16 protein-coding genes and 1 pseudogene are annotated in these 19,040 nt (G+C 43.0%); 5 read left to right on the top strand and 12 right to left on the bottom strand.

Translation table 11 applies throughout. The features are described from left to right. Positions 1–11: 11 nt before the first annotated feature. Positions 12–3,581 (bottom strand): chromosome segregation protein SMC, encoded by a 3,570-nt coding sequence (gene smc, locus BK582_RS13530; RefSeq protein WP_078595545.1) that lies wholly within the window; start codon positions 3,579–3,581, stop codon positions 12–14. Between the two features lie 484 nt (positions 3,582–4,065). Between smc and BK582_RS13525 the strand changes: the two genes are divergently transcribed. Next, a complete protein-coding gene (locus BK582_RS13525) occupies positions 4,066–4,290 on the top strand; it encodes a DUF1128 domain-containing protein (protein ID WP_078595544.1) in 225 nt (74 codons plus the stop codon). A gap of 209 nt (positions 4,291–4,499) precedes the next feature. Beyond that, positions 4,500–4,730, top strand: coding sequence for a hypothetical protein (locus tag BK582_RS26520; protein WP_134163562.1), 231 nt, complete (start codon positions 4,500–4,502; stop codon positions 4,728–4,730). 57 nt (positions 4,731–4,787) lie between these two features. Here BK582_RS26520 and BK582_RS28305 read toward each other — a convergent pair whose 3' ends face one another. From BK582_RS28305 to BK582_RS13505, 3 genes and pseudogenes are all read right to left on the bottom strand, one after another. Beyond that, on the bottom strand, positions 4,788–5,246 hold the full coding sequence (locus tag BK582_RS28305) for a DinB family protein (RefSeq protein WP_078598010.1): 459 nt from the start codon (positions 5,244–5,246) through the stop codon (positions 4,788–4,790). A gap of 42 nt (positions 5,247–5,288) precedes the next feature. After that, positions 5,289–5,777 (bottom strand): annotated as a pseudogene (locus BK582_RS28300) (nucleotidyltransferase family protein); the annotation flags it as partial. Between the two features lie 67 nt (positions 5,778–5,844). Further along, positions 5,845–6,543 (bottom strand): hypothetical protein, encoded by a 699-nt coding sequence (locus BK582_RS13505; RefSeq protein WP_078595542.1) that lies wholly within the window; start codon positions 6,541–6,543, stop codon positions 5,845–5,847. 135 nt (positions 6,544–6,678) lie between these two features. Between BK582_RS13505 and rnz the strand changes: the two genes are divergently transcribed. The 3 genes from rnz (at position 6,679) to BK582_RS13490 (ending at position 10,252) form a co-directional block, all read left to right on the top strand. Next, positions 6,679–7,596 carry a ribonuclease Z gene (gene rnz, locus BK582_RS13500; protein WP_078595541.1) on the top strand — a complete coding sequence of 306 codons (918 nt, stop codon included), beginning with the start codon at positions 6,679–6,681 and terminating at the stop codon, positions 7,594–7,596. A 273-nt stretch (positions 7,597–7,869) separates the two neighbouring features. Next, positions 7,870–9,213, top strand: coding sequence for a cytochrome ubiquinol oxidase subunit I (locus tag BK582_RS13495; protein ID WP_078595540.1), 1,344 nt, complete (start codon positions 7,870–7,872; stop codon positions 9,211–9,213). Between the two features lies 1 nt (position 9,214). Next, a complete protein-coding gene (locus tag BK582_RS13490) occupies positions 9,215–10,252 on the top strand; it encodes a cytochrome d ubiquinol oxidase subunit II (RefSeq protein WP_078595539.1) in 1,038 nt (345 codons plus the stop codon). A 123-nt stretch (positions 10,253–10,375) separates the two neighbouring features. Here BK582_RS13490 and yfkAB read toward each other — a convergent pair whose 3' ends face one another. The 8 genes from yfkAB to fabG all read right to left on the bottom strand — a co-directional run bounded on the left by yfkAB (position 10,376) and on the right by fabG (position 19,037). Beyond that, positions 10,376–11,500 carry a radical SAM/CxCxxxxC motif protein YfkAB gene (yfkAB, locus tag BK582_RS13485; protein WP_078595538.1) on the bottom strand — a complete coding sequence of 375 codons (1,125 nt, stop codon included), beginning with the start codon at positions 11,498–11,500 and terminating at the stop codon, positions 10,376–10,378. A 186-nt stretch (positions 11,501–11,686) separates the two neighbouring features. After that, positions 11,687–12,283, bottom strand: a complete 597-nt coding sequence (locus tag BK582_RS13480; protein ID WP_078595537.1) for a hypothetical protein — start codon at positions 12,281–12,283, stop codon at positions 11,687–11,689. A 249-nt stretch (positions 12,284–12,532) separates the two neighbouring features. Further along, positions 12,533–13,705, bottom strand: coding sequence for a TraB/GumN family protein (locus BK582_RS13475; protein WP_078595536.1), 1,173 nt, complete (start codon positions 13,703–13,705; stop codon positions 12,533–12,535). A gap of 101 nt (positions 13,706–13,806) precedes the next feature. After that, positions 13,807–14,712 (bottom strand): GNAT family N-acetyltransferase, encoded by a 906-nt coding sequence (locus tag BK582_RS13470; protein ID WP_078595535.1) that lies wholly within the window; start codon positions 14,710–14,712, stop codon positions 13,807–13,809. A gap of 15 nt (positions 14,713–14,727) precedes the next feature. Further along, the gene (locus BK582_RS13465) at positions 14,728–15,714 is read right to left on the bottom strand and encodes a DMT family transporter (RefSeq protein ID WP_078595534.1); all 987 of its coding nucleotides are present in this window, start codon (positions 15,712–15,714) and stop codon (positions 14,728–14,730) included. A 1,356-nt stretch (positions 15,715–17,070) separates the two neighbouring features. Continuing rightward, a complete protein-coding gene (gene rnc / locus BK582_RS13460; protein ID WP_236939327.1) occupies positions 17,071–17,778 on the bottom strand; it encodes a ribonuclease III in 708 nt (235 codons plus the stop codon). Between the two features lie 182 nt (positions 17,779–17,960). Continuing rightward, positions 17,961–18,194: an acyl carrier protein gene (gene acpP / locus BK582_RS13455; RefSeq protein WP_078595532.1), complete on the bottom strand. Its 234-nt coding sequence runs from the start codon at positions 18,192–18,194 to the stop codon at positions 17,961–17,963. 102 nt (positions 18,195–18,296) lie between these two features. Then, the gene (gene fabG, locus BK582_RS13450) at positions 18,297–19,037 is read right to left on the bottom strand and encodes a 3-oxoacyl-[acyl-carrier-protein] reductase (RefSeq protein WP_078595531.1); all 741 of its coding nucleotides are present in this window, start codon (positions 19,035–19,037) and stop codon (positions 18,297–18,299) included. Between the last annotated feature and the right edge of the window lie 3 nt (positions 19,038–19,040).

The following is a 19,040-nucleotide window of genomic DNA, read 5'->3' as shown; positions in this document are numbered from 1 at the left end:
CCTTCCTTATGTTAATCAGCTCCAACTAATTCTTCACTTTCTTCCAGCCGGACTGACATCAGTTTTGATACGCCTGATTCCTGCATAGTCACCCCATACAGGACATCAGCTTCTTCCATAGTGCCTTTTCTGTGTGTGACGACAATAAACTGCGTCTCTGCGCTGAAGGCTTTTAAATACTGGGCGAAACGGGCCACATTCGCTTCATCCAGGGCCGCTTCCACCTCATCAAGGACACAGAAAGGCACTGGCCTTACCTTCAGAATGGCAAACAAGAGGGCAATCGCAGTTAATGCCCGTTCCCCGCCTGATAATAGTGCCAGGTTCTGCAGTTTTTTTCCAGGAGGCTGAGCGACTATATCAACTCCTGTTGTCAGCAGGTTTTCCGGGTCAGTCAGCTTCAGATCAGCCTGTCCGCCTCCGAACAGCTTTTTAAAAACGACATGGAAATGGGACTGGATTTGCTCGAATGTTTCCTTGAACCTTCTTGTCATCTCTTCATCCATTTCTGAAATGATCTGGTGCAGTGTGTTTTTCGCTTCTTCCAGATCTTCTTTTTGCTTCAGCAGAAATTCATAGCGGTCTTTTACCCGTTCGTATTCTTCAATCGCCCCGGTATTAACTGTTCCCAGTTCTTCGATGGACATTTTTATAAGTTTTACTTTTTTCCTCGCTTCCTCAAGCGGAACCGGAAGAGGAAAGTCGTTTTTAGCGCCGTCATAAGACAACTCGTATTCTCCCTGAAGCTTGTTAAGCCGATTGTCAAGCTCAACATCCAGCCGGTTCACCTTTACTTCTGTTTCATGGAGAACCGAGGAAAGAAACTTCAGCTGCCGTTTATTTTCTTTAAGCTCCCTTTCCAGGTCATCATGTTCCTGCTGAAGAGAAAGCCTTTCTGATCGCCTTTTTGAGATCAGTTTAATCGTCTGGTCTTTTTCCTGCCTTCTTTTAGTGATGATGGACTCCAGGGAGTCCACATTTTCCGTCTGGGAAGACATCTCTTTTTCAAGAAGGATAAAATCACTTTCTTTGGAGGACAGTGTCCCGGAAACCGTGTCAAAGTCCTGTTTCAGCCTGCTGTAGTTCTCCTGTGCATAGATAAGCTGTTCGTTTTCTTTAGCAAGAAGGATTTTCATTTCCGTAACCTCTTCAGAAACTGTTTCCCTTGAGGTTTTGTCCTCTTCCTCCTGCTTGGAGAGCAGTTCGATTTCCTTATTAAGGCTTTCTGTTTTAACTTCCGCTTCTTCCGCCAATGCCTGCAGCTCTTTAATCCGTTCCTTCTTTTCCCTCAGTTCAGAAGTAAATTCCCTTTTTTCGAGGTCATACAATTTTAGTCTTTCGTTTATATTTTCCGCAGACAATTCAAGTTCATGGACTGCAGATTTTCTGCTTCGTTCCTCTTCCCTGATCTGGTCTCCCTCTCTCTGGATCTTCTTCATCTCTGTCTGAAGGTTTGCCAGGTTCTCTTTTATTTCCGAGACTTCCTTTTGAAGTTTATGTGTTTCTCCTTCAAGTTTATCCAGTTTTCTGGTCACATTCTCAAGTTCGTTCTGGCGGCCGAGAATCTGGCTTTGCTTCTGTTTAATGCTTCCCCCGGTCATAGCTCCTCCAGGGTTGATGACATCTCCCTCCAGGGTAACAATTCTGTATCTGTACCGGAGTGCTCCTGCGATTGAACCGGCGGATTTCATATCCTCAGCAATGAGAATATGGCCCAGTAAGTGGGAGAGAACATTCTCATATTCCGGTGAATAGCTTATTAAGTCTTTTGCCACCCCAATAAAGCCAGGCTGATTCATAGCTCCCTGCAGATCATGAGGGGGGACGCTCCTTGGCTTTATAACATCCATAGGCAGCAAGGTCGCCCTGCCAAGACGCCTCTGTTTCAGAAACTGGATCGCTTTTCGTCCAGTCTGTTCATTATCAACTACAACATGCTGCTGGGCTGCACCTAATGCAATATCCAGTGCGGTCTGGTGTTTTTTATCCACGTCAATAAGCTCCGCTACCGCGCCTTTTATTCCGGTAAATTCCATGTCTCTTTCCTTCAGCAGTTCCTTTACTCCATGGAAAAAACCAGAGTACTCATTTTGCATTTCCTCAAGAACTTCTTTTCTCGATTTCAGCTGCTGCAAATGACGCATTGCTTCATAAAGGAGAGTCTCTTTTTTTGAATACTCATTCTCTCCTTTCTCAAAAGCTCTTTTCTTCTGTTCATATTCCTGCAGTTTTATATTTATCAGCTGTTTTTGCTCTTCCCATAAAGCATGTAAATCCGTCAGTTTATCCTGAAAATCTTCTCTCTTGCTTAAAAGCTCTTTATTATCAGTATCCAGCCGGGCCTGCTTGTCCTCCAGCTTCGCAACCTGCTCCTGAAGATAACGCATCTCATTTCTTGCAGAGGCCTGCCCGTTAAGCCATTCAATATAATCACCCTTCAGCTGCTCAAGGCGTTCCGCTGTATTTTTCTCGAGCTCTTCGAGAACACTTTGTTTCTCCTTCAGCAGAGAGGAGGTGGCGTTTGCCTTTTCCCTGTACTTCTTTAAAGCTTCTTCCTGAATTTCAAGCTTTTCTTTAAGGGTAATTTTTTGTTTTTTCAGGTCTTCCATTTCCTGTATAAACTGTTCTTTATTCTGGGCAAAATTCTTTTTTCGTTCTTTCCAGACTTCTTTCTGCCCCTCCTGTTTTTCCAGTTCCTCACTCGTGGAAAGGAGGATCTCCTGAAGTTCGTTTACAGAGTCATCTATGGCCTGCATATCCGACCGGAGCCGTTCCGCTTTTGCTTCCTGCTGCTTTACAGTGGTCTGCAAACCGTTCTCCTTCTGCTGGAGGGTTTCACACTCTTTCTTCTCATTCGTCCACTGCTCGTGGAAATCCTCAATTTCTTTAACAAGCACACCTACTTCGTACTCTTTTAATTCCGCTTTTTTAGCAAGATATTCTTTAGCGGCCGACGCCTGTTCTTTAAGCGGTTCAACCTGTGACTCCAGTTCAAATAATATATCTTTCACCCGGTTAAGGTTATCCTGTGTATCATTGAGCTTCTTTTCGGAAGCCAGCTTTCTTTTCTTATATTTAAGTACACCTGCAGCCTCTTCAAAAATCATCCGCCGCTCTTCAGACTTACTGCTGAGTATTTCTTCAACCCGGCCCTGCCCAATGATCGAAAAAGCTTCTTTCCCAAGTCCTGAATCCATAAACAGATCGATGATATCTTTCAGTCTGCATGGCTGTTTGTTAATTAAATATTCACTGTCTCCTGACCTGTATACTCTCCGGGTAACCGCAACCTCACTGTAATCGATAGAAAGATGATGGTCTTCGTTATCAAGTACAAGAGTAATTTCAGCCATATTTAACGGCTTACGGCTGTCACTTCCTGAAAAAATAATATCTTCCATTTTTGAACCACGAAGGTTTTTCGCCGACTGTTCGCCAAGAACCCAGCGAATCGCATCGGATATATTACTTTTACCACTGCCATTCGGTCCTACTACAGCAGTGACGCCCGGGACAAAATCTATTGCGATTCTGTCGGCAAAAGATTTAAAACCGACAAGGTCCAGTCTCTTTAAAAACACAATATTTCACCCCAATTACTTCTTTAAAATAAGTATTCTATGTAAATCGTTTTAATTTAGATGCTGTAAGTTATCCTGTACGAATTATGAACTAACATCCTAACCTGTCTATTTTACCATAAACTGCGCGGCTGTTTAAATCTATTCAAAATGAATGATTTTTATATATAGACTTTGCATAAAAAAAGACGAACATTATTTTTGATTGCAGCGTAAGACGGCGACTCTGGCGGGAAAAGCATGAAAAGCTGAAAATCCATTATCGACGGCGTTCAGCCGTTAATAATTAGTTGAAGCCGTGCCCGCAGAACGCGTCCGTCTGTAGCGTAAATTGAACAATAATATAACAATTCAGAAAAATGTTCGTATTAATGATGAAAGTCTTGAATTATGAAATTGACTCAAATGAATATGTAGTTTTCGTTTTATAATGTTACAATAAGGAAATGGAATTATAAATAAATAAGAAGGGCAGGTGAAAAGGATGAGCACGAAAGAAAAAAACCGCGAGAACCTGGACTTAATGATTGAAGATATAAAAAGCCAGCTCCAGATTGTAAATGGCGGCGCTATGAAAGCGGAACACTATTCCCTTGACCGGTTTGAGGATATTGAAGAACTGCATACAATGGTAATGAAGAAAAGTAACTTTAGTGTCAGTGAAATGGATGCTATCGTTTCAGAATTAGGCAGCCTCCGGGATAAATAATACATTAATACTTATAATAAAAGCATAATGATAAGGGTCATCCTGACTATTTCAGGGTGATTTTTTTATGCTGGAAAATACTTTGCAATAGGCTCATACATACGGGCGCCTGCTGATGCACTTTTATCCCTGTTTTCATACATATAGGGTGCAGGCTGATATTCAGTGAATATGACAGCAGCTCTTATATTATTCAGGGAGAGATGTTTATGTTTCTGCCACTTCTTTTCGGCGCACAAGGAGGTTTTGGCCCAGGTTTTGGGCCAGGTTTCGGACGTCCCCACTGGGGATACTACGGCGGACATCACTGGCCGCACCATCACTGGGGGCATCACGCCCCTCACCATTGGGGACATCATCACCACGGCGGGCACCACTGGCCCCATCATCATCACGGACATCCAGGACATCATCACGGAGGACATATGGGGGGCTATTAATTAATAGTTCGACGAACGAGCGCTTCATCATTATGGTGAAGCGTTCATTCTTTTTGTTTAAAAGCTTCTTCCTATGAAATTAGCCGAAACTGGCTTTAAATTTAATTCCCTTGACCATACGGAAAGCTGACCTGTATGATGTATCTCGTGGCTGATAATGTGGCGGAAAACCTCCCCCGCCGGAAATTTCATTTTGAGCCAGGGCGCATAAATTTCCTCTTTACTAGAAAAATCATTATAGCTTGTTAAAAAATCTTCTATTTCTCCTCGCCACCTGTCAGAGAGGGTTTTTAATTTTTCAACGGTATCGTATTCAGCGTAATCCACCCTTATATCTTCCATACCTTTTACAGCGCGGATCCAGCTGTATTCAACATCAATAATATGAAAAAGCGTAAATAATATACTCCCCTGCCCTCCCGTTCTCTGTGCTGTGAGCTGTTCCAGTGTCAGCTGCTGGCACCATTCAAACCATTCATCCCTTACCTGCCAGTTATATCGAAAAAAATCGATCATAAGATCATCCTCCTTTTGCAACCGAAGCATCTTTACTTCAGGCCATATTTTTCTCCAGTTCTTTTTGGCCACCCTCTGTTCAAAAATTATCAATCTTTGAGGGTCTTTTTCAAAAAATGGACTGGGTTTTAATATCATATTAATAGCATCTTCCGCACCGTGGGGCGCTGTAAGCAAAATATTACCGGTGCTGTCCAGTTTCACCCCCAGCGCGGTAGCTGTTTCAGGAAATTTAGCAATTCCGTCCTGAGAAGATTTATACGGCGGAAATCCGTTCAGTAGATGCATTCTTGCCTGATTTTTCACAGACCAGGGAGTATTAGGAAAGAAATTCCGCAAGTAAGCTTCGTATTCCTTTTCTTTCGCTTCAGCTGTACAGCCTTCATCAAAATAAATGACATCGATATCCGGAAGCGGAGTCCTGGTTTGATACCCATGCTGCACATCCCAGATTTTCGAACGGACAAACCCTGCGGAAATCCACCAGTCCGGCAGATCCAGTTTTTGAGCAGCATGTAATACACGCACCATCCAGCTGTCTTGTTTTATCAGGCGAATAATGTCAGCCTCATTTTTTATCATTAAAAATCCTCTTCTTTCACTTAACTTCATAAATATAATTGTTAAAGTGGATAGTCAATCCGTACTGATCCATTTCTTCAAATATTGCACTGTCTTCTGATGAGATAATAATCAGATATCCCCCCCCAGCCTCTGCCTTAACTGGCAGTTCTAATTCATCCTGTTCCTGCCATACTTCCGGGTCATCTGAAGGGGTATAATTAATGATAAACTGTTCAAACGAAATGTTTCCCTCCTCTATGTCGATACTTTCGAGCATGGCAATATCCTTGTCTGCTTCTTTAACTTTAAGGACAAAATATAGATAATATCTTCCCTTATAAGGCACCGTACCCCATTCATCTACAGAGACTTTAGAGGGGGTTCTCTCTCTGTCCCTGACGGCTGAAGGTTCGCTGATGGAGAGATACCGGGTCTGGGAAACCACATCCACCTTCCTGCCATCCTTTTCATAGGTTGTCATAGTTCCCATTACGTCTGCTTCTTTCCATCCCCAAAGCCTGATCATGGCAAGGTAAGACAGGGGCAGGCCATTTTCCTCAGAAGCCCTCCGCCAATCATAAATTTCAAACATTTCTGTTTTATCCTCTTTAGTAAGCTCTGCCGTAACTGGTACAGGAAAACCTGCAACTACCGATGACTCTTTGCAGGATAAAAAGTAAACTACTGAAAAAGATGTAAGAAATAAAATGATTATCACTGGTTTTCTTTTCATTAAAACGCTCCTCCTGTTTAACCTTGCCTGCAAAAAACACGTTGTTAAGTTCTTTCAATGTATTATTCTGTTTGCTGTTATTCAATTCCTTTATTAGTATTAGAATTGCAAAGAAATATAAGAAGGAGGCCGCTCGTGAAAATAACATTTTTAGGAACAGGCGGAGGAATACCTGCTAAGCATCGAAACGTATCCTCCTTAGCTCTGCAGCTTGCGGATAAAAAGGGGGTTGTCTGGCTTTTTGACTGCGGCGAGGCAACCCAGCATCAGATTTTACATACCTCTTTAAAGCCAGGGAAAATTAATAAAATATTCATCACACACATGCATGGAGATCATATATACGGCCTTCCAGGTCTGTTAGGCACCCGCTCTTTTCATGGGGCAGAAACACCTCTTACTGTTTATGGGCCTGCAGGAATCAGAGAGTTTATTGAAGTTTCTCTCAGAGCCAGCAGTACGTATGTAAGATACCCGCTGGAAATAAAGGAAATAGACAGCAACGGTCCAATATTTGAAGACAGTGAGTATGTCGTTTCATCCGCTAAACTTAACCATGGGATAACTTCTTACGGTTTCAGAGTGGCAGAGAAGGAACAGCCTGGGGCATTGCTGGCTGAAAAGCTCAAGAGTGAAGGTGTTCCTCCTGGCCCATTGTATAAACACCTAAAGAAAGGGATGGATGTTACCCTTCCTGACGGTCGTTTTATTCAGGGAAAAGATTTTTTAGGTCCACCAAAGTCCGGAAAAACAGTAACGATAATAGGGGACACTAAGTTTACTGAAAAATGCGCGGAGCTCGCAGAAAAAGCAGATATACTTGTCCATGAAGCTACTTTCAAAGAAAGTGAAGTGAAACTGGCAGAGGAATATTTTCATTCAACTGCCTTACAGGCCGCTAAAACTGCAAGAGCTGCCGGAGTAAAACAACTAATTTTGAACCATATCAGTTCCAGGTATCAGGGAAAGGCAGTTGACCTTATGCTGGAGGAAGCCAGGGAAGTTTTTCCTGAAACTTTTATCGCTGAGGATTTATATTCTTTTACTGTATAAAAATTCGCTGGCTCCCTCTGTCCGTTTTCAATTGGTGAATTATAATCCTGATTACCCTCCAGCCTGATCTGTTTGAACTGTTCCATCTTAAATTTTTGTAAATACAGATATAGTTTTTCGTATAAATGGGAAACCCTCAGTGGAATTCTGAGGGTTTTGTTTTGCCTGAAAATTACTGAACTTAATATAAAACTATTTTTGGAAAATAAATGAATACTCCCCATCTTATGACGCATTCTAATTTTAAAACTGGTATTGAATGGAGATGGAGAAATGGATCAGGTTTTACTAACCCGCACATTATTCGGCTCTTCAATGGCTTTTCACATCATTTTCGCTACGCTGGGTGTAGGAGTAACGTTAATGATACTGTTTGCTGAAATAATGCGGTGGATTCGGAAAGATGATGATTACGGTATTATGGCAAAGAGATGGACGAAGGGTTTTGCTATACTCCTTGGAGTTGCTATCCCATCCGGGACGATTGTTGGAGTTATGCTCTCTTTACTGTGGCCAGGTTTCATGGAGATTGTCGGTAAAGTAATTGCAGTTCCTTTTCAAATTGAAATTTTTGCATTTTTTCTCGAAGCTGTGTTTATGTCTATCTATATTTACGCAGCTGACAGGCTGTCAAATGTCATGAGAGTAATAAGCGTTGCCTTAGTGGCGTTTGGTGCTTCCTCTTCAGCATACTTAATAAATATCGCACATTCATGGATGAACACACCCAGGGGTTTCCAGCTTACAGACGGCCAGGTAACAGATGTAGATCCATGGGCAGCAGTTATGAATCCAAGTATGCAGTATACTTCCAAGCATGTTCTTGCAACCGCTTATATGACCGGGGCTTTTGTTCTTGTTTCTATTGCCGCATATAAGCTTTTGAGAAAAACGAATTCCGATCATGAACGTGCTTATCACAAAAAAGGCCTCATGCTGACCCTCGTTGTAGCTTTAATTGCAAGTCTTTATACTGCAACGAACGGCCATGATACCGCTAAAATGCTGCATAATGAAATGCCTTTAAAACTTGCAGCTGCAGAAGGTCTTTTTGAAACCCAGGCAAATGCCCCACTGGCTATCATGGGTATTCCTGATCCTGAAACAGGAACGATAATTGGAGGAATAGAGATTCCCGGGATGTTAAGCTGGCTTGCGACAGGCACAACCGAAGGAGTCGTACAGGGCCTGAACGACTTTCCGAGAGAAGAATGGCCGCCCCTATTTGTCCACACTCTGTTTAATATTATGGTAGGGATTGGTTTTTCACTTATTGGAATAGCAGGGATAGCAATAGCATGGTCTGTTTTATTCAGAGGACGGGATTTTCCCGCATGGCTGCTTTTAATACTAGTAACTACCGGACCATTGTCCATGCTCGCCATAGAAATGGGCTGGATTTTCAGCTGCACCGGCCGGCAGCCATGGACAATATACGGTATCCAGTCAACAACTGATGCAGCGACACAATCAGGTAATATCGGCACACTTTTCATCCTCTTCATGGCTCTTTACGTCATGCTGCTTGTGTTAACCGGTCTTGTTCTGAAGTATTACTTCTCAAAAAATCCGCTCCACGAAGACCTGACAAAAATGAAAGTGCAGGTGCTGGACTAAGATGAGTGAAGTATATATAGCAATTTTAATTATCTGGGTTTTCCTGTTTGTTTACGCGATTGCAGGCTCCATCGATTTCGGTGCAGGTTTCTGGGCGATGTTTTATCAGACAAGCAAAGAGACACAGGCATCTCAGATTGCGAACAGATATTTGTCCCCTTCCTGGGAAGTAACGAATGTTTTTCTCGTACTGCTGGTCATTGCATTAGTCGGTTTTTTCCCGGGGGCCGCTTTTTATCTCGGTACTCTCATGATTCTGCCGGTAAGCCTTGTGCTGATCTTACTGGCGATACGCAGTGCTTTTATGGTGTATTCCTTTACCGTAAAGAAATATACAAGGACTCTTACTGTAATATCAGGGCTTACCGGATTATTAATCCCTGCTCTGATGGTGAGCATTCTCCCTGTTTCCATTGGAGGATTTATTGCTTCTTCAGGCGAGAGGCACTTCATCCTTTTTAATGAGGTATTAACCAGTCCGGCCGTTTATACGCACATTGGCTTCGGCTTAGCAACAGAATTATTTCTTTCCGCGCTTCTTCTCAGTGATTATGCAAGAGAGGCGGGAAACGAAGAAGTATATGGAATATACAGAAAGAATGCCATTGTTTTAGGACCTGTTACATTATTGTTCGCAGTATCCGCTCTCCTTACATTAATCCCAGAGGCTCCCTGGATGGTCGAAACTATGATGGATATCTGGTATTTATTTGCTTTATCACTGGCAGCTGCTGTTATTGGATACAGCACCCTGTGGTGGAAGTCTGATAAAACAAACCTGGGCCGACCCAGAATAGGAGTTCTGCTGATCATTTTACAGTTCGGCCTTGCAAGTTTTGGATACGGGCTCTCCCACATGCCATACATTCTCTATCCCGACTTGACAGTGTACGAAGCTTTTACTGACCCAGTTATGTTCCGCTGGCTCCTGTACGGCTATGGAGGCGGGCTGGCAATCCTGATACCTGCTTTCATCGTCTTCTGGCGGTTATTTATGAAGGACAAAAGGTATCTTCAAATCAACCAGGAAGAAAAATAAAAGACCACCAAAAACTCCCCCGCCATACAACGCATGACGGGGGTTTTTCAATGTATAATATTTTTCTCCGCCAGCAGGTGCTAATACTTAGTGCATAACGGCAACTATATACTAATTTCTCTATTAAAAACTGATCTTTGCGTTCTTTTTCTGAAAATCTTCCTCTTCATAGTACGTGTTTTTTACAAGAACATTTGGCCCTAGGCATTTCACAGCGGGGCAATGACAGTTTAAGCTTTTCGCCGTTGGTGTTTTCAGCCACCGTTCATATGCTTCCGTTAAGGATGAATTCTGGATATTCCCCAATGGAGGTTCATCTCCAAAATCTGTGACAATCACTTCACCAGTAAAAATATTTACATTTAATCTGGATCTGCCATCGGGATCATTTCTCACAGTAACGTTTTTCGCCTGATGCAGCTGGCTGATTAACTCCAGATCATCTTCCGAGGAACTGCATGGATAAAAAGGCAGTGTCCCAAACAGCATCCACACATTCTGGTCACGATGGCTCAAAAGCCGTTTAATTGCCGCACGCATTTCATGAAGCTCCAGAGTTTCAAGTTGGCTGGCATAATCGACAGGGTACATTGGATGAATTTCGTGTCTGCTGCACCCCATTTCAATGATATGGTCATGGATAGATTCAAGATATGGATAAGTACGTTTATTCAGCATTGTTTCAGCAGACACCATCACCCCTTCCGCAGAGAGGCGCTTTGAATTTTCAACCATTCTGTGAAAATATCTTTCCCGCTGACTTTCAGCTGGTTTTCGATCCATCCTGGCAAACCCTGTTTCTGTGAATTCTCTGATTGTCCCCCAGTTGTGAGAGATATGGAGCACATCAAGGTTAGGGATTATCTTTTTATACCTTTCAAAAGGCAATGTGAGGTTGGAATTAATCTGCGTTCTCACGCCTCTGCTGTGAGCATATTGAAGTAAAGGGAGAACATAGTTATCAACCGATTTTTGCGACATCATTGGTTCTCCGCCTGTAATGCTGAGAGTTCTTAAATATGGAACTTCCTCTAATCTTCCCAGTATAAGTTCAATGGGAACTGCCTCAGGATCCTTATTTGACAATGTATACCCGACGGCACAGTGGGCGCATCGCATATTACAAAGTGTTGTCGTAGTAAATTCAATATTTGATAAGACCATTTCCCCGTATTCTTCAACATCTATGTAAGCTTCCCACGGGTCATATTCCGGAGAAAGACGGTGATTCGTATTTACTGCTGGCATGTTTACCGCATCCTTTCTGGTTTACTGGCTGCCCGATGAATTTCACAGCCATATGCATTTGAATGCCATTTTACATTTTAACATGCGAGTCAACAGAGTGTTATAGACGAATGTAAATTAGCCTGTAACTATCCTCAAACTGATAAAACTCTGGAATGCACTTGATGCCGGAGCGCCACGATATATCTAGTCTCTTGTAAAGGCTCCTGATTGTTCGCTCAATTTAAGAAATATATATGTCAGCAGCTTAGAGAACAGAAAAACACCAATTAATATGATGAATAAATGAAAAAAATTAACCCCTTTATACAGTCTGAATAAATCATGCATTACAAATATCGGCTTTAATATAAAACACCAGAAGGCAGAAAGAGCTAAAGTATAAATTAAATACTTTTTAAAGCTCGCAATTGTCAGCTGATAGACAAAGATAAAAGCTACAGGCATTAAAGAAGCTTCAAGTGTTACGTTTCCGGGCAGGAAAGGCAGAAGCTGATACGGATATTCCCAGATTCCCTGCTTCACTCCCCAGGTATCAAGGTAGCCAAACCATACATGTATGTTAAATCCATAAAAACATAGTAAAAACACACGCCTCCTGTCTATAAATAACAGCAGTGCAATTAATGGCACTGCAAACAAAAGGAGAACAACCCAGAACTTTATCTCGCTCATGCTGGAAAATTGATGCCAGTATTCGGTTTCCAGCTGGCTTATTTGTTCATTGAGAACTCTTATCTTTTCCAGTTGATTTTCCTGTTCCTTAGCCAAGTTCACATCCATATGGAATACCTGCCCTTTTTTCTTAGAATGTGAAGATGACCGTTATTTTATTTACAGGCTCTGAAACTTAGTTGTTAATTTTCAATACAGGGAGCCCAAGTGCTTCAGGCATTGCTTCAAAGAGCACTACTTCTCCGCAAACCCGTCGATTTATTCGATCTATATTAGTCTTTAACAGAGCCTGTTTATAATATATTCGGAATTAGAAAAGGCATTTTCCCAGTATGGAAAACGCCTTCCTGCTGCAGCTTATCCAAAAACATTCTGAATAAACAGCCTTACTATATCTGCACCTGCAATTAAAGTGCCTAATGTACTTCCAAGGTTAGTCAAAACTACGACCAGGAGGATCCGGGTCACTTTGTTATTCCAGAACCCTTTTGCCGAATAAACGTCCTCACTAAGGTTTTCAAAGTCCCCTACATTCGGCCGGCGGTAATATGTCTGAACAATTCCGGCAAACCAGCCTGCTGCCAGCATCGGACTTAATGAACTTAGCGGAGCAATAATAAATGCCATCAGTACAGCAAGGGGATGTCCGAAAGCAACTGCTGCCCCTATAGCAGAGAATGAACTGTTCCATAATACCCAGCTTAGTGTCTGCTGCAGGCCCGCCTCCGGATTTGCATAAAAAGTATATGCAATCATTCCGATAATAAGCAAAGGTATCGCCCAAGCGATCACTTTAGGTGCTTTTGATTTTGGAGGCACTTTGTTAAGTTCCTCAATGTTATGGTCATTTTCGATTTCTTTCTTAATTCCAGGAACATGTGCTGCTCCTAACACAGCTACTATCTTGTTTCCTGGAGCTTCTTTGATCTTTTGTGATAAATACTGGTCCCTTTCATCAATCAAAGGCTTCTTTAATTTAGGAAAATGCTCTGTAAACTCTTCAAGCATAGAGTCCAGCATATCTTCCTGCTTCATTTTTTCCAGTTCTTCTTCTGAAACCTTTTCATTGTACAGTACACTGGCAAAGATTTGCAGCATGAGTTTCAGTTTTCCTCCAAGGCCGACTCCGTGCCATATACGGGAGAAAGTTACCTGAATATTCCTGTCAGCAAGAACGAGTTCCGCCCCTGTATCCTTTGCCGATTCTATACCCTGTATCATTTCCTGGCCTGGCTTAATACCGAATTGTTTGGCTATACGCTTTTGAAAAGATGAAATCATCAGGTTCATAAGAAGCAACGTCGTCTTCTTTTCTTTAATAACCTTGAATATATCCATGTTTTTCCATTTGTCCGCATCCATAATTGATTCATATCTTTGTTTATCAAGCTCAATACAAACAGTATCCGGCTGTTCTGCTTCAATAACTTCTTTTACCTGCTCTGCACTGTGCCTCGAAACATGAGCAGTACCGATTAATATGAGCTCTTTTCCGTTTATTTCTAACCTGGTGATATTTTCTTCAGACATTTGCTACCTTCCTTTTACCGTATATCTAATTGCTTTTGGATGTTAAAAAGCTCACAAGCAATAGTATTTTACTATCATACCATTTTATTTCTCCATTTGCTCTATAATTGTCCAGCTTTCACAGCTTCAATTTTTTTAAAGTCAAGTGTATAGAAATTCAGCCTGTGCTGCTCACTGAACCCTGAGCTTCCGTATACTTTAAGAGCTGCTTTGTTACCCGCATCAACACACAAAATAATATTGGTAATCTCTTTAAAAGAAAACAAATAAGAAAGTGCATGATTAATTAACTTCCTGCCTGTACCCTGGTTTCTGCCAGATGGAGAAACGGCAATAAAATGAATATCTCCCTCAGAGAAATCCGGTCGTGCTTCACAATAGACATAGCCGGCCATTTTACCATTCTTTATTTCTATAATAGTTTTATTGTACTCATCACTTTTTTCCAGTATTTCCGCAGCTGTATAATAAGCATTCTTAAAACTTTCTTCATGAAGCTGCTGAAAATCTTTATAATACGGCTCTGAAATTTCCTCAATAGCTGGCTGATTAGTTGTGCGAATATCTTCCCGGGTTATTCTTAAGATAACGTCTTCTCTGTTCTTAACAGCTGCTCCCATCTCCATAAAAAGCTCGCATTCAGCATTTGCTATATTATAAAAGCCGAAAGCTTTTTCTATTTTCCCAGCGAGCTGGCTAACCAGTTTGTCCCACATTTTCACAGCTGTATCTTCCCACTCTGGTATGTCTATAAACGGGCCCCATAACTCTCCGGTTTTCTGATCCTCGTCCCCGTCTATTCCGAGCAGGCCAACCAGCTCGCCGTCTTTATAGGCAGCTATGAGAGAATCGTCCAGAGGAAAATCAGAAAAGTCATTCTCCAGAGTATGTAAAACTTCATCTGCCTCAGTACCGCAGTATCCAGTATGAGACGATTTCTTTTTGTTCATCTTTGCAATAAATTCTGCTGCTTCAGCGTAACTGTCAGGTTTTCTTATTTCCATCATATGCTTCCCCACCTATTAAATTTTTTGTTCACTCTTTATCACATTAACATCCGGTAATTTTTCCACAGACTTTCTGGCAAAAAAACTGTGAAGGAGCATACCGAGTACCACCAGGAACAGCCCGCCAAATGCCAGACCGTCAGGCAGCGGAGCTGAAAGAAGCAGTACTTCCCCTACTAATACAAACATTACCTGAGTCGACTGGGTAGCTTCTACCGCAGCGAGTTTTCCCTGGTCACCCTTCGTTCTGTCAGTAGCTATAAAAAATAATGTAGTAGCTACAACCCCTGAGCAGACAGCTACGACAAAAGCCTGGATCATCTGGCTGGATGACGGAAGACCGGCAGTTGCGTACCCAGCAGACCCAATTATTACCCAGAATGGGAGACTTGCCAGTGTCATTCCAAGAACCCTCTGAAAAGTATCAAGCCTCCCCCCGCATAACTCCATCATTTTTCTGTTGCCCAGAGGGTATGCAAAAGCGGCCACTGCCACAGGCAAAATACTTAATAAAGCAATACTCCATGTGAGATTACTGCCGTGCTGCCATTGCATGAGCATGACGCCTGAAAAAATAATCACAGAAAATATTAACGCAAATACAGGAATCTTTTCTCTTACTTTGATTGTTCCTGTTGGAGCAGGTATGCTTTTGTAAAAAAATGGTGTCAGTAAGACGCCGGCTACGATAGTGAGCTGCCAGGTTCCTGCTACAAGCCAGCCTGGCCCATAAGCTGCTGCATATGTAAGAGGGCCGTAAAACAGGACGAATCCTGTAAAACTCCATACTATCCATGGGAGAGGGTTTTTTACCATCTCCTGGAGCAGTTGTTTCATGTTTTTCCTAAGGAGTACGATAATAACCAGGAACGGGACCATAAATAAAAATCTTAATGAAGAGCTCCATAACCAGCTTCCGCCGCCAAGCTCCATGGAACGGTTAAGTATAAATGTGACTGCAAAAAACATCGATGCTGCAATGCCGATTAATATTTCTCTCATACATCTCCCGCCTCAGTTGTTTTAAAAAGATCAGCGTTGCGTTGATTGTTTACAATAAATTAATTATGTTAAGCTGTTTTCCGAAAAGGAATAAAGCCGTCAAAAATGACCGCAGCTTAGAAGAGCGGCCCTGGTTAATCATCCCTTTGGATAATATATGAAGTAAGTATAACACACTTTTCTGATAATTTATTATTTTTGTTTTTGGGATTGGAGGGTATGCATGGGGACAGAGAGGGGTTGAGATGCTCTCGCGTTACCGCTTGGGCGATTTTTTATCCCGAGCGGGTATGCGAGACGTTCTCGCGTTACCGCTTGGGGGATATTTTATCCCGAGCGGGTATGCGAGATGCTCTCGCGTTACCGCTTGGGCGTTATTTTATCCCGAGCGGGTATGTGAGACGTTCTTGCATTACCACTTGGGCGTTATTTTATCCCGAGCGGGTATGCAAGACGTTCTCGCGTTACCGCTTGGGCGTTATTTTATCCCGAGCGGGTGTGTGAGATGCTCTCACGTTACCGCTTGGCCGTTATTTTATCCTGAGCGGGTATGCGAGACGTGCTCGCGTTACCGCTTGGGCGATTTTTTATCTCGAGCGGGTATGCGAGACGTTCTCGCGTTACCGCTTGGCCGTTATTTTATCCCGAGCGGGTATGCGAGACGTGCTTGCATTACCGCTTGGGCGATTTTTTATCCCGAGCGGGTGTGTGAGATGCTCTCACGTTACCGCTTGGCCGTTATTTTATCCCGAGCGGGTATGCGAGATGCTCTCGCGTTACCGCTTGGGCGATTTTTTATCCCGAGCGGGTATGCGAGACGTGCTCGCGTTACCGCTTGGGCGTTATTTTATCCCGAGCGGGTATGTGAGACGTTCTTGCATTACCACTTGGGCGTTATTTTATCCCGAGCGGGTATGCAAGACGTGCTCGCGTTACCGCTTGGGCGTTATTTTATCCCGAGCGGGTGTGTGAGATGCTCTCACGTTACCGCTTGGGCGATTTTTTATCCTGAGCGGGTATGCGAGACGTGCTCGCGTTACCGCTTGGGCGATTTTTTATCTCGAGCGGGTATGCGAGACGTGCTCGCGTTACCGCTTGGGCGTTATTTTATCCCGAGCGGGTATGCGAGACGTTCAAATTGCAACTTCTGCCTGCACCACTCACCACTCCCGGCCCAAATGCAGGGGACACACTGGAATAATTCCCACGAGCGAGCTAATTTATCCCCTGTCCTGCGAGGCCTGCCATCCTCGCAAATTAACACTGCGCATAAAAAAAGAACTGGAAAAAGAGATGCTGCCTTGCTGAATGAATTCATCGGCAATTTCTTTTCCAGTTCCTGGTCAGTCGATAAAATTAGTGGTTGTTTGTGAGTTTTTCCAGTGCTTTTTGGGCGGCCATTTGCTCGGCTTCTTTTTTGGATCTGCCGGTTCCGGCGCCTAGTTCTTCTTCTTCGAGCCATACTTCCGAGACGAATTCTCTTGCGTGGGCGGGGCCTTTTTCCTGTACGATTTTGTATTGGATGTGGCCTTGCCCTTCACGCTGAATGAGTTCCTGCAGCTGGGATTTAAAATCCATCATATGAGAGTATTCGCCTTCTTCGATTTTCGGATAGACGTGTTCTTCAAGGAACTTGTATACGGCTTCCATTCCCTGGTCAAGGTAAAGGGCCCCGATAAATGACTCGAATACGTCTGCGAGGAGTGCGGGCCGTTTTCTGCCCCCTGTCATTTCTTCTCCTTTACCGAGGAGGACATAATCACCGAAGTGGAGATGGTCGGCTGTTTTTGCCAATGATGGTTCGCATACGATTGCAGCTCTGAGTTTGGTCATCTCACCTTCGCTCATGTTCGGGTATTTTTTGTAGAGGTACTGAGAGATGGCCAATTCCAAAACTGCATCGCCTAAAAACTCCAGCCGTTCATTGTCATCATGCGGCCGTATTCTGTGCTCGTTTACATAAGATGAATGCGTGAAGGCTTGTATAAACAGGTCTTCATTATCAAAATGAATATCTATGGAAGATAAGAACTGGCGGTACTTCTGTTTTTGCGCCTTTGTCATTTGAAGCTTTCTTGCTGGGCGTTTTATTCCTCTTCTTTGAATCTTTCGTGATTGTTGCATGAGATCCCCCGTCGCTTTGTCTCAGTTTGACAGTTTAGTCTGCTCTGGATGAGCTTTTTAATATAATAACGCCGTTAAGCATTATTGAAAGCCCAAGCCCGGTGAGGGGCTTGGGTTTAAAACTATTGATGACGCTCTATGTATTGAATCACGTCACCTACAGTAGATATTTTTTCAGCATCTTCATCGGAAATTTCCAAGTCGAACTCGTCTTCTAACTCCATTACAAGCTCAACTACATCCAAGGAGTCTGCTCCTAAATCATCTTTAAACGTAGCTTCCGGCTTCACTTCGGATTCATCTACGCCAAGACGATCTGAAACGATTTTCGCAACGCGGTCAAGAATTGCTGCCATTACACTCACCTCCTCTCAAGTAATTATAGGATAAACAGGTGAAAAAAACTAGTTAGATTTCAACTTAGTATTATTTAAGGCTTTTCCCTGGTTACTGCGTGGTTATTGCATTACCATTCCGCCGTCTACGTGAAGTGTCTGCCCTGTCATATAGGAAGACGCATCGCTGGCAAGAAATACCGCCACATCTGCTACCTGCTCGGGGGTTCCAAGCTTCCCAAGGGGAATCTGCTTCAGCATTTCACTGGTTACTTCTTCGGAGAGAGCTTCCGTCATATCTGTTTCAATGAACCCGGGAGCAATAGAGTTAACATTTATATTTCTGTTTGCAAGTTCCCTTGCCATCGATTTTGTTAAACCGATAACTCCCGCTTTACTTGCCACATAATTAGCCTGCCCGGCATTCCCAAGCACTCCGACTACGGAGGAAATGTTTATAATTCTCCCGTAACGCTGCTTCATCATCGGCCGGGTAACCGCCTTTGAACAGTTGAAAACACCTTTCAGGTTCGTTTCGATTACGGCATCAAAGTCCGCTTCTTTCATCCGCATGATAAGTGTATCTTTCGTTATCCCTGCGTTGTTCACTAGGATCTCCAGGGACCCGAACTCTTCAATAGTGGTTTTCACCATTCCATTCACAGCTTCTGAATCAGCTACATTCGCCTGTAAAGCAAATGCTTTTACATCATAGGAGCGGCATTCTTCTGCCACTGCCTCTGCTTTTTCTTTACTTCCGGAGTAGTTTACAGCTACGTTTACACCCTGTTTCGCCAGGGCAATGCAAATCGCGCGGCCTATCCCACGGGATCCTCCTGTTACTAATGCGTTTTGTCCTTTCATGCT

It is taken from the genome of Evansella clarkii, assembly GCF_002019695.1.
Lineage (GTDB): Bacteria > Bacillota > Bacilli > Bacillales > Salisediminibacteriaceae > Evansella > Evansella clarkii.
The sequence above is the reverse complement of the archived record's forward strand: the minus strand, read 5'-3'. Positions and strand labels throughout refer to the sequence as shown.

Excerpts from the sequence above, each read along its gene's own strand:
- fabG (WP_078595531.1), bottom strand. The coding sequence starts at position 19,037 with ATGAAAGGACAAAACGCATTAGTAACAGGAGGATCCCGTGGGATAGGC.
- yfkAB (WP_078595538.1), bottom strand. The coding sequence starts at position 11,500 with ATGCCAGCAGTAAATACGAATCACCGTCTTTCTCCGGAATATGACCCG.
- BK582_RS13465 (WP_078595534.1), bottom strand. The coding sequence starts at position 15,714 with ATGAGAGAAATATTAATCGGCATTGCAGCATCGATGTTTTTTGCAGTC.
- BK582_RS13495 (WP_078595540.1), top strand. The coding sequence starts at position 7,870 with ATGGATCAGGTTTTACTAACCCGCACATTATTCGGCTCTTCAATGGCT.
- BK582_RS13475 (WP_078595536.1), bottom strand. The coding sequence starts at position 13,705 with ATGTCTGAAGAAAATATCACCAGGTTAGAAATAAACGGAAAAGAGCTC.
- acpP (WP_078595532.1), bottom strand. The coding sequence starts at position 18,194 with ATGGCAGCAATTCTTGACCGCGTTGCGAAAATCGTTTCAGATCGTCTT.
- BK582_RS13505 (WP_078595542.1), bottom strand. The coding sequence starts at position 6,543 with ATGAAAAGAAAACCAGTGATAATCATTTTATTTCTTACATCTTTTTCA.
- BK582_RS26520 (WP_134163562.1), top strand. The coding sequence starts at position 4,500 with ATGTTTCTGCCACTTCTTTTCGGCGCACAAGGAGGTTTTGGCCCAGGT.
- BK582_RS13490 (WP_078595539.1), top strand. The coding sequence starts at position 9,215 with ATGAGTGAAGTATATATAGCAATTTTAATTATCTGGGTTTTCCTGTTT.
- BK582_RS13470 (WP_078595535.1), bottom strand. The coding sequence starts at position 14,712 with ATGATGGAAATAAGAAAACCTGACAGTTACGCTGAAGCAGCAGAATTT.
- BK582_RS13480 (WP_078595537.1), bottom strand. The coding sequence starts at position 12,283 with ATGGATGTGAACTTGGCTAAGGAACAGGAAAATCAACTGGAAAAGATA.
- BK582_RS28305 (WP_078598010.1), bottom strand. The coding sequence starts at position 5,246 with ATGATCGATTTTTTTCGATATAACTGGCAGGTAAGGGATGAATGGTTT.
- rnc (WP_236939327.1), bottom strand. The coding sequence starts at position 17,778 with ATGACAAAGGCGCAAAAACAGAAGTACCGCCAGTTCTTATCTTCCATA.
- BK582_RS13525 (WP_078595544.1), top strand. The coding sequence starts at position 4,066 with ATGAGCACGAAAGAAAAAAACCGCGAGAACCTGGACTTAATGATTGAA.